The sequence below is a fragment of the Phytopseudomonas dryadis genome, from assembly GCF_004327355.1.
Lineage (GTDB): Bacteria > Pseudomonadota > Gammaproteobacteria > Pseudomonadales > Pseudomonadaceae > Aquipseudomonas > Aquipseudomonas dryadis.
Window position 1 is genome coordinate 1 of the sequence record NZ_QJUM01000009.1, and the last position, 22,727, is coordinate 22,727.

Below are 22,727 nucleotides of genomic sequence, written 5' to 3' on the forward strand. Positions count from 1 at the left end.
GTGGTGGGCTGCGCGGTGACGCGCCGCTTCACGCTGGAGGGCGCCAGGGTGCTGCTGCTGGAGCAAAGCGCCGATATCCTCTCCGGCGCCAGCAAGGGCAACAGCGCCATACTGCACACCGGGTTCGATGCGCCAAGCGGCAGTGTCGAGCTGGTGTGCATGCAGGAGGGCTACCGGGAATACCTGGCCATCCACCAGAAGATGAACCTGCCTCTGCTGAAAACCGGCGCCCTGGTGGTGGCCTGGAGCGATGAGGATCTGAGCCGCCTGCAAGGCATCGTGGCGCAGGCCCATGACAATGGCGTGGCCGATGTGGGCCTGATCGACCGCGCCAGGCTGCGCAGCCGCGAACCCGGTCTGTCGGAGCAGGCGCTGGCGGCGGTGGAGGTGCCCGGCGAGTTTCTCATCGACCCCTGGTCGGCGCCGCTGGCCTACCTGCAGCAGGCCATGCTGGCCGGTGCCCGGGTGCGCTTCGACGCCCAGGTGCAGGGTGGCGAGTTCGATGGACGGGGCTGGACGTTGGCCACCACGGCTGGCGTGGTGCGCGCCACCACGGTGATCAACTGTGCGGGCCTGTATGGCGATCGGCTCGAGCAACAGTTGCTCGGTGAGGCGAGCTTCAGCATCCATCCGCGCAAGGGCCAGTTCGTGGTCTTCGACAAGGCGGCTGCCGGGTTGCTCGACAGCATCATCCTGCCGGTGCCGAACGAGCGCACCAAGGGTATCGTGCTGACCCGGACCATCTTCGGCAATCTGCTGGTCGGCCCCACGGCCGAGGAGCAGGACGACCGCGTTCATGCCGGCCTCGACGGCGACACGCTGCAGCAACTGATCGACGCCGCCGTACAGCGTGTCCCGGCCCTGGCAGGTATGCCGGTGACCGCCACTTATGCGGGCCTGCGTCCGGCGAGCGACAAGAAGGAGTACCGCATCAGGGCGCTGGCCGAGCGCAACTGGATCACCGTTGGCGGCATCCGCTCCACCGGGTTGACCGCCGCCCTGGGCATCGCCAGGCATGTGTTCGCGCTGTATGGCGGGGCGCATACGCCGCTGGCACCGCATGCCTTGAGCTGGCCCCAGGTGCCCAACCTGGCCGAGCACCTGCCCCGCGATTATCAGCAGCCCGGTTATGGGGAGATCGTCTGCCACTGCGAACTGGTGACCCGGCGCGAGATCGAGAGGGCACTGTCTGGCCCCTTGCCGCCGGGCGATCTGGGCGGGCTCAAACGGCGCACGCGCGCCTGCATGGGGCGCTGCCAGGGGTTTTACTGCGGGGCGCGGGTGGCCGAGCTGAGCGCCGGCCATCTGGCCACCGCGCTGGCTACAGGAGGGTGCCATGACGGTCACTGATTACGAAAAGGTCGATGTGGCGATCATCGGCGCCGGCCCCGCCGGTCTGGCCGCCGCCGTCGAGCTGCGCGAGCAGGGCGTCGACCGCGTGCTGGTCATCGAGCGCGAGGCGGTGGCCGGCGGTATTCCCCGGCACTGCGCGCACCCGCCATTCGGCCTGCGCGAGTATGGGCGCATCCTCACCGGGCCGGCCTATGCGCAACGCAACGTGCTGGCGGCGCAACGAGCCGGGGTGGTTATCCGGGTCGGGCATACGGTGACCCGGCTCGGGCCGCAGGGCGGCATCGAGCTGGTCAGCCCCGACGGCATTTCGCGTATCCAGGCGCGCCGCGTGCTGGTGGCCACGGGCGTGCGGGAAACACCGCGTTCGGCGCGGCTGATCGGCGGCGACAGGCCGGTGGGGGTGATCAACACCGGGGCGCTGCAGGCCTATCTGTATCTGCAACGGCTCAAACCCTTCGAGCGGCCGCTGATCGTCGGCAGCGAACTGGTCAGCCTGTCGTCGTTGCTCAGTTGCCGGCGTGCGGGCATCGCCCCGGTGGCGATGATCGAGCGCAACAGCCGTGTCACCGCGCGCTGGCCGTTGTCGCTGTTCCCCCGCCTGTGCGGCGTGCCGCTGCATCTGGGCGCAGAATTGCTGGCGGTGCATGGCAGCGGGCGCGTCGAATCGGCGAGCGTGCGCATGGCCGATGGCAGCCTGCGACACTTCGAGTGTGACGGCGTGCTGCTGACCGGCTGCTTCGTGCCCGAGTCGAGCCTGATGCGCATGAGCGGCCTGGACATCGACCCCATGAGTGGCGGCCCGGTCATCGACCAGTACGGGCGCTGCTCGGACCCGGCCTATTTCGCGGCGGGCAACCTGTTGCGCCCGGTGGAGACAGCCGGCTGGTCGTACCGCGAGGGGCGCAAGGTCGCCAGCCTGATCGCCCGGGATCTGCTGGGCGAGCTGCCCCAGGCCGGCCCCGCGATCAGGGTCGCCTGCCGCGGGCCGCTGAAGCTGTGCGTACCCCAACGCCTGACGCCCTCGGCGCTGGCGGGTCTCGAACACCTGCAACTGCGCGTGAATACGGCCTGCAGTGGGCTACTGGTGGTACGGGCCGATGGCCGGGAGATCTGGTCCGACGTCCGCGCCTGTCTTCCGGAGCGGCGCCTGTTGATTGCGCTGTCCCGCCTGCGGATCCCGCAGGGCACCCGATCCCTCGAAGTCGACTTCGTCGGCTATTAAGCGAACGTCCGGCCGGCAGGAGAACCCCCATGCGAATCGCCGCTTTAGACCAGGGCACCACCAGTACCCGCGTATTGGTCGTGACGCCCAATGGCAATGCCGATATCCAGCTGGCGCTGCGTCACCAGCAGCACCATCCGCACCCGGGCTGGGTCGAGCACGATCCGCTGGAGCTGCTCAACAACCTGCAGCGTTGCCTGGAGGCCACGGGGCGGGTCGACGCCATCGGCCTGGCCAACCAGGGCGAGAGTTGCCTGGCCTGGGACGCACGAACCGGCGAGCCACTGTCGGCGGTGATCGTCTGGCAGGACAACCGAACGGCCGCCGAGATCGAGCGCCTGCGCGCCGAGGGCGGCGAACGCCTGACCCTGGAGCGCGCCGGTCTGCCGCTCGACCCGTATTTCTCGGCGGCGAAGCTGGCCTGGATTCTCCGCAACCTGCCGGCGGCAAGGCGGGCCCAGCGCGCCGGGCGCCTGCGCCTGGGCACCACCGATGCCTACTTTCTCGACCGTCTTACCGGCGTCTTCGCCACCGATGTGACCACCGCCTCGCGCACATCGCTGATGAACCTGGCGACGGGGCAGTGGGACCCGCAGTTGTGCGAGCTGTTCGGCGTGCCCATCGAGGCGCTGCCGGAAATCCGCGACACCGTGGGAGGCTTCGGAGAAATCGGCGCCACGCCGGTCACTGCCGCCATCGTCGACCAGCAGGCCTCGTTGTATGGCCATGGCTGCCGCAACCCGGGCGACGCCAAGATCACCTTCGGCACCGGCGCGTTCGCCCTGACCCTCACCGGCGAGCAGATCATCCGCGCGCCGGAGAAAGGCCTGCTCGCCACCATCGCCTGGCAGATCGGCGGCAAACCGCAGTACGCGATGGATGGCGGCGTCTACGATGCCAGCGCCGCCGTCGAGTGGGCCGGGCGCCTGGGCCTGTTCAGCGATTTCTCCGAATTGGCGGCGTTCGATACCGCGCCGGCCATTTCGCGGCGGCTGGCCTTCGTCCCGGCCTTGTCGGGGCTGGCATGCCCGCACTGGGATCGCAGTGCCGCCGGTCTGTGGCTGGGCATGGACGCCAGTACCAGGCGCGAGGATCTGTGCCAGGCGCTGCTCGAGGGCGTGGCGCTGCGCAGCGCCGAAGTGATCGGCGCCATGGACGGTTTTCTCAACGTCACCGACCGTCTGTCCATCGATGGCGGCCTGGCACGCAGCCCTTATTTCGCCCAGTTCCTGGCCGATGCGCTGCAGCGCTGCATCGTCACCCAGCGTTTCGACGAGCTGACCTCGTTCGGCTGCGCGGCGCTGGCGGCCAAGGGCCTGGGGCTGGAACTCAAGCCGCCACGCAACACCAGCACCGAGTTCCGCCCCCGGGCCTGCGCGCAGGAGGCCCGGCAATGGCGTGAAACCTTCGCCGATGCGGTGAGGCGTTGCCGCGACTGGCGCTGACGCCGCTCAGGCGCGGTTCGGCACGGGGGCTTCATGCACCTCGACCCGGGCCGCGGCCAGGGCTTCGGCCAGTTCGCCCCTGGGCGCGCGGTCGATGATCAGGCGGTCGATGCGCTCCAGGGGAAAGACCTGGAACAACGCCCGTCGCCCCAGTTTCGAGGAGTCGGCGATCACCGTCAGGTAGCGTGTTCTGGCGATCATCGCCCGGGTGATCTCGGCTTCCTCTATGGAAAAATCGAATGCGCCATCGGCGTTCAGCGCGCCAATGGTCACCACCGCGTGTTCGGCGTTGAAGCGGGCGATCTGTTCCATGGCCAGGGCGCCGGTGTTCTGCCCCGACTCCGGGCGATACTCGCCGCCGATCATGAACACGCGGTTACCGCTGGCACCGATGCTCGTGGCGATCTGCAGCGAGTTGGTGATCACCGTGATGCGGCTGAGCCGCGCCAGTTCGCGGGCGAAGAACAGGGTCGTGGTGCCGGTGTCGATCAGCACGCTGTCGCCGGGGGCATACAGGCCCGCGGCGTAGCGCGCCACCGCGCGCTTCTCGTTGGCGAACTCGTTCATGCGGGTCTGGAAGGCGTTCTCGTGCTCGCCACTCGGCGGCAGCGAGGCGCCGCCGTGAAACTTGGTCACCTGGCCATGCCCGGCCAGCTCCGCCAGGTCGCGGCGGATGGTTTCCTGGGAGGTGCCCAGGCTGCGCGCCAGCTCTTCCACGGAGATCCGCTCACGCTGACGCAATAACTCGAGAATGTGTTTTCGCCGTTCGCCTGGTCGCATCGTTCCTCTCTCCGTTACCTGCCTGCCACAAAAAAATCGCCGGGAGCGCTTTTTGACGTCGCCCGGCGGCTGTCCGAAGAATGGCCGCCAGGGATGGCATGCCACAAAAAATCGCCGGGAGCGATTTTTGACGTCGCTCGGCGACGGCCCGAAGGGTGGCTGCCAGGGATGGCATGCCACAAAAAAGCGCGTGATTGTTACCCGGGCACACCTTTGAAGCGAATTCCCCCGCAGTGCGGCGTCGAGCGGCGCGGCTGCCGCTTTTTTCGCTGAGGTTTTCGAAACGTGCCGCCTCACCGGGAATATCAGCCACGGCAGGCATCCTAGCAGTTTTATGGGAAATATAAGACCGATTTAAGTGGGAATAACGGTCATATCAACAATAAAACATCAATATGGCACATATAGTGGTTACTGAACTGGCGTGGTTCTGCCGATTCGCATCCAGGCAGCCCGTGGCGGGTCAGTGCCTGGAGCCACCCGTGCCGCTGGCGCGCGATGGCTTGCGGATGGGCACGGCACAAGAACATGCTCTTCACCGAGGAGCGCCTTCAAGCCAATGCTGGCTTCCAGAAACAACTAGGGTGATCGTGATGGCTGGTTTCGGAGATTTCGTTATCTATTTGATAATGATCGGTGCGGTGGTGGGGGCTTTCGCCTCGGTCATGAGGCCGGAAAGCGGGCTGGGCAGGGAGTTCGTCAACGGCATCCATTCGATCGGGCCGGTGTTCCTGGCCCAGGCCGGGATCATGATTTCCATTCCCTATCTGTCGAAGATGATCTCGTTCGTGCTGGGGCCGTACTTCGATGCCATGGGCTCGGACGTGTCGATCGCCGCACTGTCGATCATCGCCGTGGACATGGGCGGCTACCAACTGGCCGATGCGCTGACCGCCAACCGGGACATGTGGATCGCCGCGATGATCGTTGGCTACACCTCCGGGGCGACCATCGTCTACCTGATTCCGGTGGGCCTGATGATGCTCGAGCGCAAGGATCACAAGTACCTCGCCCTCGGGGCGATGGCCGGCCTGATCAGCATTCCCTTCGCCGTGCTGGCTTCGCTGATGATGATTTCGCTGTTCAACCTGCCGGTGCGCGACATGGTGTCGACCACATCGCCGGCCCTGCATTACCTGAGCCTGGATTTCTTCGGTGCCCTGCAACTGCTGGCGCCGCTGTTCGTGTTCTGCTTCCTGCTGGCGGCCGGCCTGCGCTACCGCGCGACCATGATGGTCACCGGGTTCCTGGTATTCGGCAAGGTGATGGATGCCTTCATCAAACTCATCCTGGCGTTCGCCATCGTCGAGCACTTCACCGGCTTCTTCAGCAAGACCATCGGCGTCTGGGGGTTCGATCCCATGTTCGCCGATGAGAAGGAGCTGTTCCGCGCCATCGAGATCGCCGGCTACATCGGCATCATGCTCGCCGGGACCTTCCCCATCTGCTACCTGTTCAACAAATACTGCCGGCGGCCCATGGAAGTCCTCGGCAGGCAGCTGGGGCTATCCCCGGTCGGCGCCAGTGCCTTCGTGATGGTGCTGGCCAACATCATCGCCGTGTATCACCTGTTCAAGCAGATGAATGCCCGCGACAAGGTGCTGTGCGTGGCCATGGGCGTCTGCGCCCAGGCCACCATCGGCGATCACCTGGCCTTCACCGCGAACTTCCAGCCCACGCTGATCATGCCGATCCTGCTGGCGAAGCTGTTCGGTGGCCTGCTGGCCGTGTTCATCGCCATCAGGATCTCGGTGCCCGCGGCCAATCGTTACGAGGCTCTGGAGAGCGCTGCCGAACAGGCGCCCGAGGCGGCGCTGCGCACCGCCTGAGCCCATTCCCCGGGGGCCTTTGCGCCCCCGTTCCCGAAGCAACGAAAAGAGGTTGTCATGCGTAAGATCTTTCTGGCCTGCCCCTATAGCCACGCGGATGCGGCGGTCGTCAACGAGCGCTTCCTCGCCTGCAACGCAGTCGCGGCCAGCCTCATCGAGGCCGGCCACGCGGTATTCAGCCAGGTATCGATGTCGCACCCGATCAACCAGGCCTTCAAGGGCAAGGACAACGCCGCCATCGGCAAGCTCTGGGCTCCGGTCGATGCGGTGTTCATGGCGGTCATGGAGGAACTGATCGTCGTCGATCTGCCGGGTTGGGAGCTGAGCTCCGGTATCAAGCGCGAGATCGAGTTCTTCGAGGGCAAGGGCCGCCGGGTCAGCCTCTGGTCCGAGGTGCGCGCCGAGTTCGTCTGAGGCCGGCCGCTATCGGTCTTTTGCGCCCGGCCATGGCCAGATGCCAGTCAGTTAAGCATTTGGCCCACAAAACGACGGTTTGTCCTGGCCCTGTGGGAGCCGCGACCCCGCGGCGATTGCTGGCCATCACACGCCTTGTGCGATGGCGACCATCGCATCGCGCCGAGGTCGACGCTCCTACACGGGCGGCTGTTTACCGCTCTTCGGTAGGTGCCCTGCTCCTACAAGCACCTTATCTGATCGGCATTAGGCCATGGCCGGGCGTGCTTGCGGCCCGGCGCAGGCGCGCCGGGCCGCGGTGCCCGTCAGCCTGCCAGCACGCTGTCGACCAGGGCCTTGGCTTCTTCCTGGATGCGCGCCAGGTGCGCCTCGCCCTCGAAGCTTTCGGCGTAGATCTTGTACACATCCTCGGTGCCGGATGGGCGGGCGGCGAACCAGCCGTTGTCGGTGACCACCTTGAGCCCGCCGATGGCCGCGCCGTTGCCCGGCGCCTCGGTGAGGATGCGGGTGATCGGCTGGCCGGCCAGCTCGCTGGCGCTGACCTGGGACGCCGACAGCTTGCCGAGGCGGGCCTTCTGCTCGCGATCCGCCGGGGCGTCGATGCGCTGGTACACCGGGGCGCCGAAACGTTCGGTCAGGGCCTGGTAGCGCTCGCCCGGGTCCCGGCCGGTGACGGCGCTGATCTCGGCGGCCAGCAGGCCGAGGATCAGGCCGTCCTTGTCGGTCGACCAGGCGCTGCCGTCCTTGCGCAGGAACGAGGCGCCGGCCGATTCTTCGCCGCCGAAGCCCAGGCGCCCGTCGATCAGGCCGTCGACGAACCACTTGAAGCCCACCGGCACTTCCACCACTTCACGGCCGATGCCCTGGGCGACGCGGTCGATCATCGACGAGGACACCAGGGTCTTGCCGATGGCGGCCTGGGCGCCCCATTGCGGGCGATGGGTGAACAGGTAGTCGATGGCCACCGCCAGGTAGTGGTTGGGGTTGAGCAGGCCGGTCGAGCGGGCGACGATGCCGTGGCGGTCGTGGTCGGTGTCGCAGGCGAAGGACAGGTCGAAGCGATCCTTGTTCTCGATCAGCCCGGCCATGGCATAGGGCGAGCTGCAGTCCATGCGGATCTTGCCGTCCCAGTCCACGCGCATGAAACGGAAGGTCGGGTCGATGCGGGTCGACAGCACCTCCAGCGGCAGGCCGAAGCGCTCGGCGATGCGCGGCCAGTAATGCACGCCGGCGCCACCCAGTGGGTCGACGGCGAATTTCAGGCCGCAGCCACGGATGGCCTCGACATCGAGCACCTGTTCCAGGCCGCCGACATAGGCGTCGATGAAATCGAAGCGCTGGGTGGTCGGGGCTTTCAGGGCGCTGGCGTGGTCGATGCGCTGCACGCCCTTGAGGCCGGCGGCGAGCAATTGGTTGGCGCGTTCCTGGATCCACTTGGTGACCGCGGTATCGGCCGGGCCGCCATTGCTGGCGTTGTACTTGAAGCCGCCGTCGGCCGGCGGATTGTGCGACGGGGTGATGACGATGCCGTCGGCCAGGCCGCCGCTGCGTCCGCGGTTGTAGTTGAGAATGGCGTTGGAGATGGCCGGTGTCGGCGTATAACCCGGCTCGCCCGCGGTTTCGCTGCAGCCCGAGTCGATGCGCGTCTCGACGCGGTTGGCGGCCAGCACCTGCAGTGCCGAGACGAATGCCGGCTCCGACAGGGCATGGGTGTCCATGCCGATGAACAGCGGGCCGTCGATGCCCTGAGCCTGGCGGTAGTCGCAGATCGCCTGGGTCACCGCGAGGATGTGCCATTCGTTGAAGCTGGTCTTGAGCGACGAGCCGCGATGGCCCGAGGTGCCGAAGGCAACCTGCTGGGCCGGATCGTGCGCATCGGGACGCTCGCTGTAGTAGCGCGAAATCAGGCGTGGCAGGTTGGCCAGGCTGTGCTCGTCGGGAAGGCGTCCCGCGTTGCTGTGGATGCTCATCAGGCGTTCCTTTGATGGGAGATGGATAACGGTTCCTCGTGTCCAGCGGCTGGCCGGGGGCCGTGCATGGGCTGTGCGAGGTGTCGGGGCTCGGGGCTTCGACAGCGCAGCCACGGGCCGGAGTTCCCGACAATGATGGCGGATGATAAACGCTGCTGCCGGCACCACGCTCTGGCCACTGGCGCAACCCCGGCAAGCGCTTCGCGGCTCGGCTTGCGCTGGCGCAGCAAACGCTCGACGAAGCGCCGCAAGTGTAGGAGCCCCGGCCCCGGGGCGATGCGATTGTCGCCATGCAGTGGCATTCGCGGCGCGCCCGGCAATCGCCGCGGGGGCGCGGCTCCCATACCTGGATGACGCCTGGAGATCGTATTCCAGTGTGGGCGCAGGCGACGGCCGATAAGCCGCGAGCCGGGTGCAGATGCGCTTCGGTATACAGGCGCCGCCGCTCGCCCGTATACCGGCGGTCGGATGGGCGCTCGGGCAGAGGACCGACGCGCTTGTCGCGCCTGCGGCGTTTTTGGCGGTGACGCCCGTGTTTACTGGCTCTGCACGGAGCATGGAGGCGGTTATGGGGGCGTTTGTAGAAGTATTCTGTCGAAACCTATACAGCCATAGATTTTGTTCATATCCCTATCTGGCATCATTTTGATATTGTCTGGCCGAGCCCCTGTAAATGGGGGGTGCATGTCCTGCTGGGCCGACAGGGAGGGGTTGGTATAACGCTCTTCCCTTCGGTGCAAACCATGTCCTTTCGCAATTTCAATATCGCCCCGCGGGCGATTTTCTGTTTCGCCCTCATTACCCTGCTGGTGGTGCTGCTGGGCGTGTTCTCGCTGTTCAAGCTGGGCGACCTCTACCAGGCCGAACAGGACATCGAGACCAACTGGATGGCCAGCATCCAGGCCAGCGGAGAAATGCAGAAGGATCTGCTGAACATCCGCCTGGAAACCCTGCGCGTGCTGGCCAGCGGCGAGGACGAGGGCCAGGCGCGGGTCGATGAAACGGCGGTTCAGACCTATCGCTCGTCCTTGCAGAAGGTGCTGGATCACTACCAGAACACCTTGCTCCAGAGTGGGCCCGAGCGTGAGATCTTCCAGCGCGTGCAGTCCAGCGCCCAGGCTTACCTGGGGACGCAGCAGCAGATCATGAACCTGTTGCAGCAACAGCAGGTGACGCAGGCGCTGGACCTGGCCAACGGTCAGGTTCGCGAAGCCGGCACGCAGTTGCAGCAACAGCTGGATGCCTTGATCGCCTTCAATATGGCCGGCGCCCGGCAGGCCGGCGTCAACGCCCACGATACCTACGATCATGGCCGCACCGGCGTGCTGGTGACCATCGTTGTCGCCGTGCTGCTGACCCTGGTGCTGGCCACGCTGCTGACACGCTCGATCTCCATGCCGATCAACGAGGCGTTGCTCAGTGCGGAAAGCATCGCCGCCGGCGATCTCACCCGCTCGATCCAGGTGAGCGGCAAGGATGAGGCCGGGCGCCTGCTGGCGGCCCAGGCGACCATGCAGCACAACCTCAACCAGGCGATCCGCCAGATCAGCGACTCGTCCACGCAACTGGCTTCCGCCGCCGAGGAAATGGCGGCGGTCACCGAGGAAAGCACCCGGGTGCTGCAGAACCAGAACGCCGAGATCGATCAGGCCGCCACCGCGGTGACCGAGATGAGCGCCGCCGTCGAAGAGGTTTCGCGCAACGCCAATGGCGCCTCCGATGCGGCCCGCGACTCGACCGTGTCGGCCAGATCCGGCAACCAGCACGTGGCGCGTACCGTCGCGGCCATCCGCCAGTTGTCGGGCAACGTGCTGGGCGCCTCCGAGCAGGTGCAGGGCCTGGCCGACCAGGCGCGCGACATCAGCAAGGTGCTGGACGTGATCCGCAACGTCGCCGAGCAGACCAACCTGCTGGCACTGAACGCGGCGATCGAAGCGGCCCGCGCCGGTGAGCATGGCCGTGGCTTCGCCGTGGTGGCCGATGAAGTGCGCGGCCTGGCCCATCGCACGTCGGCCTCGACCCAGGAGATCGAGCAGATGATCGGTGCCATCCAGTCCGGTACCGAGAAAGCGGTGCAGGCCATGCGCAGCAGTAGCAACGAGGCCACCACCACCCTGCAGATAGCCGACGAGGCCGGCCGCTCCCTGGAGGAGATCGTCGAGTCGATCGGCATGATCAACGAACGCAACCTGCAGATCGCCACCGCCTCCGAGGAGCAGGCCCATGTGGCGCGCGAGGTCGACCGCAACCTGGTGAGCATCCGCGATCTGTCCATCCAGAGCGCGTCCGGGGCGAACCAGACGGCGGCCGCCTGCAGCGAGCTGGCGCGCCTGGCCCTGGATCTCAATGGCCTGGTGGGGCGCTTCAAGGTCTGAACCCTGGGCTCCGACCGCGCCGGGTGACGGCGCGGTCGGCCTTCGTGCGGCAGGCCCCATGGTCAAGGGCGAGCGGGCATCGCTATGATGGTGGCCATGAGCTCATCGCCACCCATCCGCCAATCCTGTCCGCCCGGCGCCTGCGACTGCGAACGCGAGCGGCTGCTGGCGTCCGCCGGCAGCGACCAGCGCATCCTGCTGCTGACCCGCATGGAGGAGAAGCGCCTGCTCGAGCGCCTGGAAAACCTGTCCAGCCTGGCCGATCTCGAGCACATGCAGCAGCGCCTGTTCCAACAGCTGGGCGTCCGCGTGCAGATCGCCCCGGGCTTCAATGAAGTGCGCAGCATGCGCGGTATCGTCATCCACATCGAGCCGTTCCCCGGCCTGTGCCGCAAGGTCCGCCAGTCGATCCCGGCGGCCATCCGCCGTGGCCTGGAGCGGCGCCCGGAGATCGCCTACGCGCTGCTCAACGCCCACGACCTGTTCCGCGACCTGTGAGCTGTCCGGTCGGCAACGCGATATGTCGCGGTTCATCGTCCGCACTCGATGAAAAAAGCTGGACGAGAAACCGCTGTTTCGCGTCGTGCTCGAGCCGCTTTTCGTTCAGCCTCCAGCTTTCCAGCGCTGTTTTCGGCTCTTCGAGCTCATAGCGCGATTGCCCTGGGTGCGAAAGGCCGATCGATGCAACGATCGGTCTGGCGCGTTAGAGTGACGCCGGTCTGCCGACGGGCTTCGGTTCTGCCGTGTCCGCAGGCGCTGCCATCCTTTTCATGCAGGTCATCGATGAGCGTATTGCCGACGACTCCGTCGTCTTTTTCTTCCGTTTTCCCGCTGCCCGCACGGTTCCGCGCGGCCCTGTTGCTGCTGGCGATCCTGACGCCGGGCCTGGTTCACGCCGAGGCGGATGTCGCCGCCGGCGAGGCGCTGTTCAAGCGCAGTTGCGGCAACTGCCACAGGGTTGGCCCGGGCGCGCGGGCGGCTTTCGGCCCGCAGCTCAACGGCATTTTCGGGCGTACCGCCGGTGCGACGGTCGACTACCGCTATTCGGCGGCCATGCAGGCCTCCGGCGTGGTGTGGACGCGCGAGACCCTCAGCGCCTTCATCAAGGACGCCGACGAGGTGGTGCCGGGCAACAAGATGAGGTTCTGGGGCATCGGCGATCAGCAGAAGATCGACGGCCTGCTGCTCTACCTGCAGGCCCAGCCAGCGCAGTGAGCCCCGTCACGCCGGGTCGCCGCGCCACTGCGGGCCCATGGGGGCATTCAATCTGAACAAAGGTTGGCCCTCCGGTTCTCAGACAGAAGTGCAGGCCAGCGGCTTGCGACCTTCTTCCCGACCCGGATGTGCAATGGCTATGCAAGACGACGAACAGGTGAACTGGCTGGTCGAGCAGTCCATGCTCCACACGGCGAAACAGCGTGCCCGCCTGTATGCCGGACAGCCACGGCTGTGGCAGCACCCCTACGCCCTGGCCCGGCCGCGCAGCGTCACGGCGCTGGCCTCGGTGTGGATCGCCGTGTACCCGGCGGCGATCATCACCGAGCCGGGCGGTTCGGTGCTGCAGGCCCTGGGCGACGATCGCCTGTGGGCGGCGCTTTCGGAGCTGGGCGTGCAGGGCATCCATACCGGGCCCCTGCGCCGCTCCGGCGGGCTCGACGGGCGTACCTTCACGCCGACGGTGGATGGCAACTTCGACCGCATCAGCCTGGAGATCGACCCGCGTTTCGGCAGCGAGGAGCAACTGATCCACCTGAGCCGCGTGGCGGCGGCGCACAATGCCGTCACCATCGACGATTCCATTCCGTCGCACACCGGCAAGGGCGCGGATTTCCGCCTGGCGGAGATGGCCTACGGCGATTATCCCGGCCTCTACCACATGGTCGAGATCCAGCAGGCCGACTGGGCGCTGCTGCCCGAGGTGCCGGCGGGGCGTGATGCGGTGAACCTGTCGCCGGCGGTGGTCGATGCCTTGCGCGACAAGCACTACATCGTCGGTCAGTTGCAGCGGGTGATCTTCTTCGAACCGGGGGTCAAGGAAACCGACTGGAGCGCCACCGCCGAGGTGGTGGGGGTGGACGGCAAGATCCGCCGCTGGGTGTACCTGCATTACTTCAAGGAGGGCCAGCCGTCGCTGAACTGGCTCGATCCGACCTTCGCCGCCCAGCAACTGGTCACCGGCGAAGCGCTGCACGCCATCGACGTGATCGGCTCGCGGGTGCTGCGCCTGGATGCCAACGGGTTTCTCGGCGTCGAGCGGCGCAGCCAGGGCAACGCCTGGTCGGAGAGCCACCCGCTGTCGCTGACCGGCAACCAGTTGCTGGGCGGCATGATCCGCAAGGCCGGGGCCTTCAGCTTCCAGGAACTGAACCTGACCCTGGACGATATCGCGGCGATGTCCCAGGGCGGCGCCGACCTGTCCTACGACTTCATTACCCGGCCGGCCTATCAGCATGCCTTGCTTACCGGCGATGTGGAGTTCCTGCGCCTGATGCTGCAGCAGATGCACGACTTCGGCATCGATCCCGCGTCCTTGATCCATGCCTTGCAGAACCACGACGAACTGACCCTGGAACTGGTGCATTTCTGGACCCTGCACGCCAACGACACCTATGTGTTCAGGGGCCAGAGCCTGCCCGGCAATATCCTCCGCGAACAGATCCGCAGCGAGATGTACGAACGCCTGGCGGGCGTCAGCGCACCCTACAACCTCAAGTTCGTCACCAACGGCGTGGCCTGTACCACGGTCAGCATCATCACCGCGGCACTGGGTATCGGCGACCTGGATGCCATCAGCGCGGCCGACGTGGTCAGGATTCGCCAGGTGCACCTGCTGCTGCTGATGTTCAACGCCATGCAGCCGGGCGTCGTCGCGTTGTCGGGCTGGGACCTGGTGGGCGCCTTGCCGCTGCCGGCGGAACAGGTCGGTGAACTGATCGCCGAGGGCGATACGCGCTGGATCAACCGTGGCGGCTACGACCTGGTCGACCTCGACCCCGAGGCGCTGCTGTCCGCCGAGGGCCTGCCGCGCGCGCGCAACCTGTACGGCAGCCTGAGCGAGCAGTTGCTGGACCCCGAGTCGTTCGCCAGCCAGGCGCGGCGCATGTTCGCGGCACGGCGTTCCTACGGCGTGGCCTCCAGCCGGCAGATCGCCGTGCCCGTCACCGCGCATCCGGCGTTGCTGATCATGGTCCACGAGCTGCCGGCCGGACGCGGCATGCAGGTGACCGCGCTGAACTTCGGCGCCGAGCCGTTGAGCGAGGTGGTGACCCTGGCCGACGTCGAGCCGGGACCGGTGGTGGACATCATCCACGAGTGCCTGGTCGGCGACCTGTCGGCCCAGGGCGAGCTGCTCATCGAGCTCGACGGCTACCAGGGCCTGGCGCTGCGGGTGGTGAGCATGGCACCGGCCGTCTGACAGCCCAGGCTAGGGTCGCGACACCGGTCATTTGTCGGCCTGGGTAGTAGATGTGCTCGAGGCGGCGAACAGGGCCATCGCAATGGGATGGCAGCCATAAGGCGCAAGCGGACGTTCGTAGGGTGGACGACGCTTCACCCGTCCACCGCTCCGCAATCGCAATGGTGGACAAAAAGAGCGTTGTCCACCCTACGCGCTGACCGCCGACAAGACCGAAGACGGTTGGCTGGTGCGGGCGAAACGGCGCTTCTTTCACGCGGCGTAGCGGCGGGAGCGGTCATTGAGCTGCAAGCCGCAAGCTTCAAGCTAGAAGCGGTTCAGCCCGTAGGATGGGTGAAACCCATCGGCATATTGATGGGTTTCACCCATCCTACGGCCGCTTCCGCCTTTGAGCGACCACTCAGCCCGTTCGCTCGGATACGACATGTGGCACTAGGCATCTGGCCCGCAACACGGCGTTCTGCCCTGGCCCTGTGGGAGCCGCGACCCCGCGGCGAATCGTGGCCATACCGTGATTTTTGCAGGATGGCCACGATCGTATCGCGCCGAGGGCGACGCTCCTACGCGGTCGGTGGTTGACTGCGATCCCGTGGGAGCCGCGACCCCGCGGCGAATCGTGGCCATACCGTGATTTTTGCAGGATGGCCACGATCGTATCGCGCCGAGGGCGACGCTCCTACGCGGTCGGTGGTTGACTGCGATCCCGTGGGAGCAGCGACCTCGCAGCGAATCGTGGCCATACCGCGATTTTTGCAGCAGGCCCACCATTGCATCACGCCGAGGTCGGCGCTTCTACAAACATCTTGTCTTCAGGCTCAGCCCTGCTTGGCGCCGCCGCCGATCTGCCAGACGTAGGGCGGCTCGGTGCCGTTGATTTCCCAGTCGCCGATGATCCGCTCCTTGTAGATCAGCGGATTGTGCGAGGCCGCGGTACGGGCATTGCGCCAGTGGCGGTCGAGCTGCAGGTTGACGCTGGTGGCCGAGGCGCCCAGGGCGTTGAACAGCTTGCCGGTGGCGTCGAGCACCAGTTCGGCGGCCACCACCTGGGCCTGCGCCGATTGCAGTTCGGCGTCGATGTTGGCGGCGCGCTCCTCTGCGTCATCCTGGGCGAGGCGCGCCTCATAGGCCCGTTGCGCGGCCTGCGCGGCGCGCAGCGTGGCGGCTTCGGCGGCGTACAGCTGCGCCGAGGCCTTGCCGACCACCTGCTGGATCTGCGCGTCCTGGCTGGCGCTGGGCGCATTGCCGTGGCTGAAGATGCGCGTGCGCCGGCGCACCTGCTCGGCGACCTCGTTCACCGCGGCGCGCCCGGAACCGACCAGCACCGCGTTGAGTACCAACTGGTAGAAGGCCGTCTGGTATTTGAAGCGGGTGGCGAAGTCGATGAGGTTGGCTTCCTCGACCACGGCATTGTCGAATACCGAGGTGCCGCTGCCGGTGGTGCGCTGGCCGAAACCGTCCCAGTCGTCGCTCAGGGTCACGCCCGGCTGGTGGGTGCTGATGGCCGCGATCACGTCCGCGCCGGTATCGTCGCGTCGGGCGAACAGGTCGATCCAGTCGGCGAAGATGCTGCCGGTGCTGTAGTACTTGGTGCCGTTGACCCGCCACCGATCGCCCTGGCGGGAGACGCGGGTCTGCACGTCGCCGATCTTCACCGCGCCGGTTTCGGTCCAGGCGCAGCCGACCAGGTCGCCGGCCACGAAGCGCTGCAGCCAGACATCCTGGGGTGAGCTGGCGTGGGCGTTGAGACGATCCTCGACGAAGGCGAAATGGCCCCGCAGGGCCTGGGGGATGTTCGAGTCGGCCGCCGCCAGTTCGATCAGCAACTGGAACAGCTGGGGCAGCGAGGCCCCGCCGCCGCCGTGCTCCAGCGGCACGCGCACGGCACCGAAGCCGGCGGCCTTGAGCCACTGGATCGGCTCGTGGGGCAGGCTGCGATTGCGCTCGCGCTCCACGGCGCCTTCGGCGATGCGCGCGAAGATCGGCCGGAAGCGTTGTGCGAGCTGTTCGTAGTCGGTTTCCTGGGGCAACGGGTTGACGGGCTGCAGGCTGGACATGCTGTGGAATCCTCCGGGGTCAGGTCAGCGTGGAAAAGGTGGACGGCTTGGTGCGCTCGGTGGCGTTGGCGCCATCCTTGAAGGCGCCGCGGTAACGGGCGGCGGGATGATCGGCGGCGGCGTAGGCCGAGTCGCTGTCGAGCAGGTTTTCGCGCAGGGTGGCGCCCTGGTAGGCGCTGCGCACGCGGCCCCGGCGTTGCAGTTCGGGGACGACGAACTCGATGAAGTCCTCGAAGGTGCCGGGGGTGATGGCATAGGCCAGGTTGAAGCCGTCGATGCCGCCGACGTCGACCCAGCGTTCCAGTTCGTCGGCGACTGTCTGTGGCCCGCCGATCAGTACCGGGCCGAGGCCGCCGATGCTGCGGTGCCTGATGATGTCGCGGGGCGTCCACTTGCGGTTGGGGTCGGCGCTGGCGAGCAGTTCCAGCACCGAGCGGATGCTGTCGTTGTCGATGGCTTCCAGCGGCTGGTCGGGGTCGTATTCGGAGAAATCGACGCCGGTCCAGCCGCCATAGAAGGAGAGCATGCCTTCGCCGTTGGCGTAGCTCAGGTATTCCTCGTACTTGGCCTGGGCGGCGGCGTCGCTTTCGCCGGTGATCACCGTGAGCAGGGTGAAGATCTTCAGCGAGTCGCGCCCGCGGCCCGCCTGTTCGGCGCGATTGCGGATGTCGTCGGACACCTCGCGGGCCTGTTCCACGGTGGCCGGGCTGATGAACACGCCCTCGGCGTGCTTGGCGGCGAAGGCGCGGCCGCGGCTGGAAGCACCGGCCTGGAAGATCACCGGGGTGCGTTGCGGTGAGGGTTCGGAGAGGTGGATGCCCGGCACCTCGAAGTACTTGCCCTTGTGGCCGATGGGATGCACTTTGCTCGGGTCGGTGAAGATGCCTTTTTCGCGGTCGCGCAGTACCGCGTCCTCGTCCCAGGAGCCTTCCCAGAGCTTGTAGGTGACATCGAGGAATTCGTCGGCGATGTCGTAGCGCTCGTCGTGGGAGATCTGCTGCTTGAGGCCCAGGTTGACCGCCGCGCTGTTGAGGTAGGAGGTCACCACGTTCCAGGCCACCCGGCCCTTGGTCAGGTGGTCGAGGGTGGAGAACTTGCGCGCCAGGGCGTAGGGCAACTCGTAGGTCAGCGCCGAGGTCACGCCGAAGCCCAGGTGCCTGGTCGCCGCGGCCATGGCCGGTACCTGGAAGAACGGGTCGTTGACCGGCACCTGGTCGGCATCGATCAGCGAGGTTTCCACCGAGCCCCGGTAGACGTCGTAGACCCCCACCACGTCGGCGATGAACAGCGAGTCGAAATAACCGCGCTCGAGCAGCTTGGCCAGGTCGACCCAATAGTCGAGATCCTTGTATTTCCACGCCTGGCTCTGCGGATGCCGCCAGGTGCCGGCCGCCTGGTGGCTGACGCAGGTCATATCGAAGGCGTTGAGAATGATGCGTGATGGCATGACTGGATTTCTCCCCCCGGTGATAACGGAATGTAGTGAGTACGTAAGACTTTCAGTGGCGTACTTCAGGAGCTTGCACAGTTTGTGCCGTATGTAAGAACACGCGGAAATACGCGGGGGGATGGCCAGGAAAAAACCATTCGATGTATGCCTGGCAACACTTTGTTCTGTAGTTGAACGTCAGCAGACAGTAATCGCTCAGGGCGATTACAGGAATGAGGTGTGGGGCAGGGTGAAAAACTGTACGAGGATAAACAGTTGCTCAGCAGCTTGAGTGGATTGGGACAGATAAAGAAACTTTATTGTTTTATAACTATATGAATTAATTGGTTTTATTTTTTGGCATGATTGGTGCGATATGCGCTGCAAGTGCCCGGTTACGCTCTGAGGTGATTGTTGTCTTGCCAGGTTGCGTTAGTTCACGGGGTACTGGTTATAAGCATATTGCCAAGTGGTGCGAAGGAATATGGACGATAAAGCGGTCGTTACATTGCCTGCCCTTTTACTCAAGAACAGTCGCATGCAACCTGGCGATATAGCGATTCGCCACAAGTTTCTCGGCGTCTGGCAAACCTGGAACTGGCAGCAGGCAGCGGATGAAACCCAGAAGTTGGCTGTGGGGTTGCAACAGCGCGGCTTTTCCCGCGGACAGGTGCTGTTGATCATCAGTGAGCCACGCCCCCAGGCCCTGTTGCTGGCGCTTGCCGCTACCTGGCTGGGGGGCAGCGCGGCGCTGCTGCAGCCGCAACAGCCAGGGGCACAACTGCGGGCGTTGCTGGAGCAACTCGGCGCGACGTTCGTTTTCGCCGAAACCCTGGAGCAGGTGCGCCTGGTGTTCGATTTGCCGCGTCCGCCCGGCTTGCTGTTGTATGCCGATGGCCGTGGCATGGCCGGGTTCGACGAGGCGTTGGTGCAGCCGTATCAGGCCTTGTTGCAGGGTGAGCAGTCGTTCACCCCGGTTCTCGCACAGGCGGGTGATGTCGCCTTCGCCTTCTACCGGCAAAGCGCTGCCGGTGGCTTCGAACGGCAGCGGATCAGTCACGCCGAATTGCTCCGGGCAGGCCAGTTGCTGGTCGATGGCGAGCGCCTCGGACGCCATGAGGAAGCCCTGGCCTCGCGCGCCTTCGCGGCGGGCGGACAGGCGCGCTATCTGCTGGCGCCCTGGCTGCTGGCCGGTTTCCGCCTGAATTTCCCGGAGAACGGCCTGACCCGCGACAACGATCGCCGCGAGCTGGGGCCGACCCTGGTGGCCGGCACGCGGGAAACCTATGGCCGCCTGCACCGCTTGATCCTGCAGCGCTTACCCGAGCCGGGCAGTTGGCGCCGCGCTCTGGTGGACTGGGCCTTGCGCCCGGGCCGTGGCTGGTTGTGGCGCTGGCCGGGTTTCTGGCTGGTACGCCGGCCGTTGCGCGATGTGATCGGTTTCAGCCGCATACGCGCGCCTTTGTTGCTGGGCGAGGCCTTGCCCGCCGACGCCGCTGGTTTCTTCGCCGTGCTGGGTATCCAGGTGCGTACCTGGCCGGACCCGGCGCACTGGCATTCACCGCTCGAGTCGTCGCTGCAACCGGTCAGCGGTTGGCTCGACGCGCAGTGAGGAGCATGGCATGAGCACGTCAGGCACTAGCCTGCTCGACCTGGAGAACATTTCCCTGTCGTTCAAGGGCGTCAAGGCGATCACCGACATCAGCTTCGCCGTGCGCGAGGGGGAGATCTGTGCGCTGATCGGCCCCAATGGCGCCGGCAAGAGTTCACTGCTCAACATCATCAACGGCGTGTACCGCCCCCAGCAGGGGGTGATCCGCTTCGCCGGCGAGCAGCGCCGGCGCATGAGCCCCCACGACGCCGCCGTGCGCGGCATCGCCCGGACGTTCCAGAACATCGCGCTGTTCAAGGGCATGAGCGTGCTCGACAACATCCTCAGCGGACGCAACCTGAAACGGCGCAGCACCTGGATGGAACAGGCGCTACGGCTGGGCCGGGCGCGGCGCGAGGATGATCGTCAGCGTCTGCATGCCGAACGGGTGATCGAGTTCCTGCGTATCCAGGCGTGGCGCCAGACCCCGGTCGGCACCTTGCCCTACGGCTTGCAGAAACGGGTCGAACTGGGCCGCGCCCTGGCCGCCGAGCCACGCCTGTTGCTGCTGGATGAACCGATGGCGGGGATGAACGCCGAGGAAAAGCGCGAGATGAGCCGCTTCATCCTCGAGGTCAACCGAGAGTTCGGAACCACCGTGGTGCTGATCGAGCACGATATCGGCGTGGTCATGGGCCTGTCCGACCATGTGGTGGTGCTCGACTACGGCCGCAAGATCGGCGATGGCACCCCCGAGCAGGTACGCAACGACCCCCGGGTGCTGGCCGCCTACCTGGGAACCCGACACTGACGCGAGGGTGACGCCGTTCCCGAATGCATCGGGGGAGGGCAGCGCCTGCGCAAGAACAAGGTAATCGTCATGGAGTTTTTTCTGGAGGTTCTGATCGGTGGCCTGCTGTCCGGGGTGATGTACTCCCTGGTGGCCATCGGTTTCGTGCTGATCTACAAGGCCAGCGGGGTGTTCAATTTCGCCCAGGGCGCCATGGTGCTGTTCGCCGCGCTGACCTTCGTCAGCTTGCTGGAGCGCGGCGTACCGTTCTGGCTGGCGTTCCTGCTGACCCTGGCGGTGATGCTGGCGCTGGCTCTGGCGGTGGAGCGGGTGGTTCTGCGCCCGCTGGTCAACCGCTCGCCGATCACTTTGTTCATGGCCACCCTGGGTCTGGCCTATGTCATCGAAGGCGCCGCCCAGTTCGCCTGGGGCACCCAGGTACATGGTCTGGAGCTGGGCATCAGCGACGAGCCCATCGAATTCCATGGGCTGCTGTTGTCGACCTTCGACCTGTTCGCCGCCGGCACCGCCGCCAGCCTGGTGCTGGTGCTGTCGCTGCTGTTCAACAGGACGCGCCTGGGCCTGTCGCTGCGGGCGGTGGCCGACGATGCCCAGGCCGCGCTGGCGGTGGGCATCCGCCTGAACCGGATCTGGGCGGTGGTGTGGGCGGTGGCCGGTTTCGTCGGCTTGGTCGCCGGGCTGCTCTGGGGCGCCCGCCTGGGGGTGCAGTTCTCCTTGTCGCTGGTGGTGCTCAAGGCGCTGCCGGTGCTGATCATCGGCGGCTTTTCCTCGATTGGTGGCGCCATCGTCGGCGGGCTGATCGTCGGCGCCTCGGAGAAGCTGGCGGAAATCTACCTTGGCCCCTTCGTCGGTGGCGGCATCGAAAACTGGTTTCCCTATGTCCTCGCCTTGCTGTTCCTGCTGGTGCGCCCAGCGGGCCTGTTCGGCGAACGAACCATCGAGCGCGTGTGAAGGAGAGTCGCCATGTTGTTCAATGAAGCGGGGCAGTTCAGCCAGCGCTATGCCGACGACCGCCGGGTGTTTCGCCTGCGCCAGGATCGTCAGGCCCTGTGGCTGGCCCTGGCGCTGGCCTTCGTCGGAGTGCCGCTGCTGGCCTCGGATTACTGGTTCAGCGCCATCCTGATCCCGTTGCTGGTGTTGTCGCTGGCCGGGCTGGGCCTGAATCTGCTGACCGGCTATGCCGGCCAGCTGTCCCTCGGCTCGGCGGCGTTCATGGCCGTGGGCGCCTTTGCCGCCTACAACTTCCATGTGCGCATTCCCGGGCTGCCGCTGTTGCTCAGCTTTGCCCTCGGCGGCGTGATGGCCGCGCTGGTGGCGGTGCTGTTCGGCCTGCCCAGCCTGCGCATCAAGGGTTTCTACCTGCTGGTCTCGACCCTGGCGGCGCAGTTCTTCGTGCCCTGGGCGCTGGTCAAGTTCGGCTGGTTCACCCAGTACAATTCCTCCGGCGTGATCAGCGCGCCACCGCTGCGTATCCTCGGGCTGGATTTCAGCACGCCGCAGGGACGCTACCTGCTGACCCTGACGGTAGTGGTCGCGCTGTTCTGGCTGGGCAGGAACCTGGTGCGCAGCGAGCTGGGGCGCAACTGGATGGCGGTGCGCGACATGGACACTGCCGCCGCGGTGATCGGCATCCCGTTGCTCAAGACCAAGTTGCTGGCCTTCGCCATCAGCGGCTTCTTCCTCGGCGTCGCCGGCTCGCTGTGGGCCTTCACCTACCTGGGCACCGTGGAGCCGCATGGCTTCGACCTGAACCGCTCGTTCCAGATCCTCTTCATCATCATTATCGGCGGTCTGGGCAGCATTCTCGGCAACGTCCTCGGCGCCGCCTTCATCGTGCTGTTCCCCATCCTGCTGTCCAACCTGGTCGGGCTGCTGCCGGCCGGCCTGATCGCCTCCGGGCAACTGGAGCACCTGCAGAAAATCATCTTCGGCGCCCTGATCATCGCTTTCCTGATCAAGGAGCCGGAGGGACTCGCACGCCTCTGGCAACGCCTGCGCGAGCGGGCGCGGCTATGGCCACTGCGTTATTGAACCTGCCA

Annotated in this window: 17 protein-coding genes; 13 read left to right on the forward strand and 4 right to left on the reverse strand. The window is 66.1% G+C overall.

Annotated elements, in window-relative coordinates:
- From DNK34_RS09190 to DNK34_RS09200, 3 genes are all read left to right on the forward strand, one after another.
- A partial coding sequence (locus DNK34_RS09190; protein ID WP_242675301.1) for an NAD(P)/FAD-dependent oxidoreductase occupies positions 1-1,350 on the forward strand: 1,350 nt, incomplete at its 5' end.
- The gene (locus DNK34_RS09195; protein ID WP_131173880.1) at positions 1,337-2,575 is read left to right on the forward strand and encodes an NAD(P)/FAD-dependent oxidoreductase; all 1,239 of its coding nucleotides are present in this window, start codon (positions 1,337-1,339) and stop codon (positions 2,573-2,575) included. The genes DNK34_RS09190 and DNK34_RS09195, both read left to right, overlap by 14 nt.
- Before the next feature lie 29 nt (positions 2,576-2,604).
- Complete coding sequence (locus DNK34_RS09200) at positions 2,605-4,020, forward strand: glycerol kinase (RefSeq protein ID WP_131173879.1); 1,416 nt, start codon at positions 2,605-2,607, stop codon at positions 4,018-4,020.
- 6 nt (positions 4,021-4,026) lie between these two features.
- On the opposite strand, the gene DNK34_RS09205 is transcribed toward DNK34_RS09200, so the two are convergent.
- Positions 4,027-4,800, reverse strand: a complete 774-nt coding sequence (locus DNK34_RS09205) for a DeoR/GlpR family DNA-binding transcription regulator (RefSeq protein ID WP_131173878.1) — start codon at positions 4,798-4,800, stop codon at positions 4,027-4,029.
- Between the two features lie 593 nt (positions 4,801-5,393).
- Here DNK34_RS09205 and eutH point away from each other — a divergent pair.
- Both eutH and DNK34_RS09215 read left to right on the forward strand, forming a co-directional pair.
- The gene (gene eutH / locus DNK34_RS09210; protein WP_131173877.1) at positions 5,394-6,629 is read left to right on the forward strand and encodes an ethanolamine utilization protein EutH; all 1,236 of its coding nucleotides are present in this window, start codon (positions 5,394-5,396) and stop codon (positions 6,627-6,629) included.
- 57 nt (positions 6,630-6,686) lie between these two features.
- Positions 6,687-7,043, forward strand: coding sequence for a DUF1937 family protein (locus tag DNK34_RS09215; protein ID WP_131173876.1), 357 nt, complete (start codon positions 6,687-6,689; stop codon positions 7,041-7,043).
- 305 nt (positions 7,044-7,348) lie between these two features.
- On the opposite strand, the gene pgm is transcribed toward DNK34_RS09215, so the two are convergent.
- Positions 7,349-9,013, reverse strand: a complete 1,665-nt coding sequence (gene pgm, locus DNK34_RS09220; RefSeq protein WP_131173875.1) for a phosphoglucomutase (alpha-D-glucose-1,6-bisphosphate-dependent) — start codon at positions 9,011-9,013, stop codon at positions 7,349-7,351.
- Positions 9,014-9,756: 743 nt separating this feature from the next.
- Here pgm and DNK34_RS09225 point away from each other — a divergent pair.
- The 4 genes from DNK34_RS09225 (at position 9,757) to treS (ending at position 14,803) form a co-directional block, all read left to right on the forward strand.
- A complete protein-coding gene (locus DNK34_RS09225; RefSeq protein ID WP_131173874.1) occupies positions 9,757-11,388 on the forward strand; it encodes a methyl-accepting chemotaxis protein in 1,632 nt (543 codons plus the stop codon).
- Between the two features lie 96 nt (positions 11,389-11,484).
- Positions 11,485-11,886, forward strand: a complete 402-nt coding sequence (locus tag DNK34_RS09230) for a hypothetical protein (protein ID WP_131173873.1) — start codon at positions 11,485-11,487, stop codon at positions 11,884-11,886.
- 285 nt (positions 11,887-12,171) lie between these two features.
- Positions 12,172-12,603 (forward strand): c-type cytochrome, encoded by a 432-nt coding sequence (locus DNK34_RS09235; RefSeq protein ID WP_131173872.1) that lies wholly within the window; start codon positions 12,172-12,174, stop codon positions 12,601-12,603.
- Positions 12,604-12,736: 133 nt separating this feature from the next.
- Positions 12,737-14,803, forward strand: a complete 2,067-nt coding sequence (treS, locus tag DNK34_RS09240; RefSeq protein WP_131173871.1) for a maltose alpha-D-glucosyltransferase — start codon at positions 12,737-12,739, stop codon at positions 14,801-14,803.
- A gap of 815 nt (positions 14,804-15,618) precedes the next feature.
- Here the strand turns inward: treS and DNK34_RS09245 are convergent.
- Positions 15,619-16,857 carry an acyl-CoA dehydrogenase family protein gene (locus tag DNK34_RS09245; RefSeq protein ID WP_131173870.1) on the reverse strand — a complete coding sequence of 413 codons (1,239 nt, stop codon included), beginning with the start codon at positions 16,855-16,857 and terminating at the stop codon, positions 15,619-15,621.
- 19 nt (positions 16,858-16,876) lie between these two features.
- Positions 16,877-18,304 (reverse strand): LLM class flavin-dependent oxidoreductase, encoded by a 1,428-nt coding sequence (locus DNK34_RS09250; RefSeq protein ID WP_131173869.1) that lies wholly within the window; start codon positions 18,302-18,304, stop codon positions 16,877-16,879.
- A 466-nt stretch (positions 18,305-18,770) separates the two neighbouring features.
- Here DNK34_RS09250 and DNK34_RS09255 point away from each other — a divergent pair, with 466 nt between their 5' ends.
- The 4 genes from DNK34_RS09255 (at position 18,771) to DNK34_RS09270 (ending at position 22,719) form a co-directional block, all read left to right on the forward strand.
- Positions 18,771-19,898 (forward strand): AMP-binding protein, encoded by a 1,128-nt coding sequence (locus tag DNK34_RS09255; protein ID WP_131173868.1) that lies wholly within the window; start codon positions 18,771-18,773, stop codon positions 19,896-19,898.
- Positions 19,899-19,908: 10 nt separating this feature from the next.
- Positions 19,909-20,688 carry an ABC transporter ATP-binding protein gene (locus tag DNK34_RS09260; protein WP_131173867.1) on the forward strand — a complete coding sequence of 260 codons (780 nt, stop codon included), beginning with the start codon at positions 19,909-19,911 and terminating at the stop codon, positions 20,686-20,688.
- Positions 20,689-20,757: 69 nt separating this feature from the next.
- A complete protein-coding gene (locus DNK34_RS09265) occupies positions 20,758-21,639 on the forward strand; it encodes a branched-chain amino acid ABC transporter permease (RefSeq protein ID WP_131173866.1) in 882 nt (293 codons plus the stop codon).
- 12 nt (positions 21,640-21,651) lie between these two features.
- Positions 21,652-22,719: a branched-chain amino acid ABC transporter permease gene (locus tag DNK34_RS09270; RefSeq protein ID WP_131173865.1), complete on the forward strand. Its 1,068-nt coding sequence runs from the start codon at positions 21,652-21,654 to the stop codon at positions 22,717-22,719.
- The last annotated feature ends 8 nt before the right edge of the window (positions 22,720-22,727 follow it).

Bases quoted from the DNA above. Each gene is read 5' to 3' on its own strand.
- DNK34_RS09195 (WP_131173880.1), top strand. From the start codon at position 1,337: ATGACGGTCACTGATTACGAAAAGGTCGATGTGGCGATCATCGGCGCC.
- DNK34_RS09200 (WP_131173879.1), top strand. From the start codon at position 2,605: ATGCGAATCGCCGCTTTAGACCAGGGCACCACCAGTACCCGCGTATTG.
- DNK34_RS09205 (WP_131173878.1), bottom strand. From the start codon at position 4,800: ATGCGACCAGGCGAACGGCGAAAACACATTCTCGAGTTATTGCGTCAG.
- eutH (WP_131173877.1), top strand. From the start codon at position 5,394: ATGGCTGGTTTCGGAGATTTCGTTATCTATTTGATAATGATCGGTGCG.
- DNK34_RS09215 (WP_131173876.1), top strand. From the start codon at position 6,687: ATGCGTAAGATCTTTCTGGCCTGCCCCTATAGCCACGCGGATGCGGCG.
- pgm (WP_131173875.1), bottom strand. From the start codon at position 9,013: ATGAGCATCCACAGCAACGCGGGACGCCTTCCCGACGAGCACAGCCTG.
- DNK34_RS09225 (WP_131173874.1), top strand. From the start codon at position 9,757: ATGTCCTTTCGCAATTTCAATATCGCCCCGCGGGCGATTTTCTGTTTC.
- DNK34_RS09230 (WP_131173873.1), top strand. From the start codon at position 11,485: ATGAGCTCATCGCCACCCATCCGCCAATCCTGTCCGCCCGGCGCCTGC.
- DNK34_RS09235 (WP_131173872.1), top strand. From the start codon at position 12,172: ATGAGCGTATTGCCGACGACTCCGTCGTCTTTTTCTTCCGTTTTCCCG.
- treS (WP_131173871.1), top strand. From the start codon at position 12,737: ATGGCTATGCAAGACGACGAACAGGTGAACTGGCTGGTCGAGCAGTCC.
- DNK34_RS09245 (WP_131173870.1), bottom strand. From the start codon at position 16,857: ATGTCCAGCCTGCAGCCCGTCAACCCGTTGCCCCAGGAAACCGACTAC.
- DNK34_RS09250 (WP_131173869.1), bottom strand. From the start codon at position 18,304: ATGCCATCACGCATCATTCTCAACGCCTTCGATATGACCTGCGTCAGC.
- DNK34_RS09255 (WP_131173868.1), top strand. From the start codon at position 18,771: ATGGACGATAAAGCGGTCGTTACATTGCCTGCCCTTTTACTCAAGAAC.
- DNK34_RS09260 (WP_131173867.1), top strand. From the start codon at position 19,909: ATGAGCACGTCAGGCACTAGCCTGCTCGACCTGGAGAACATTTCCCTG.
- DNK34_RS09265 (WP_131173866.1), top strand. From the start codon at position 20,758: ATGGAGTTTTTTCTGGAGGTTCTGATCGGTGGCCTGCTGTCCGGGGTG.
- DNK34_RS09270 (WP_131173865.1), top strand. From the start codon at position 21,652: ATGTTGTTCAATGAAGCGGGGCAGTTCAGCCAGCGCTATGCCGACGAC.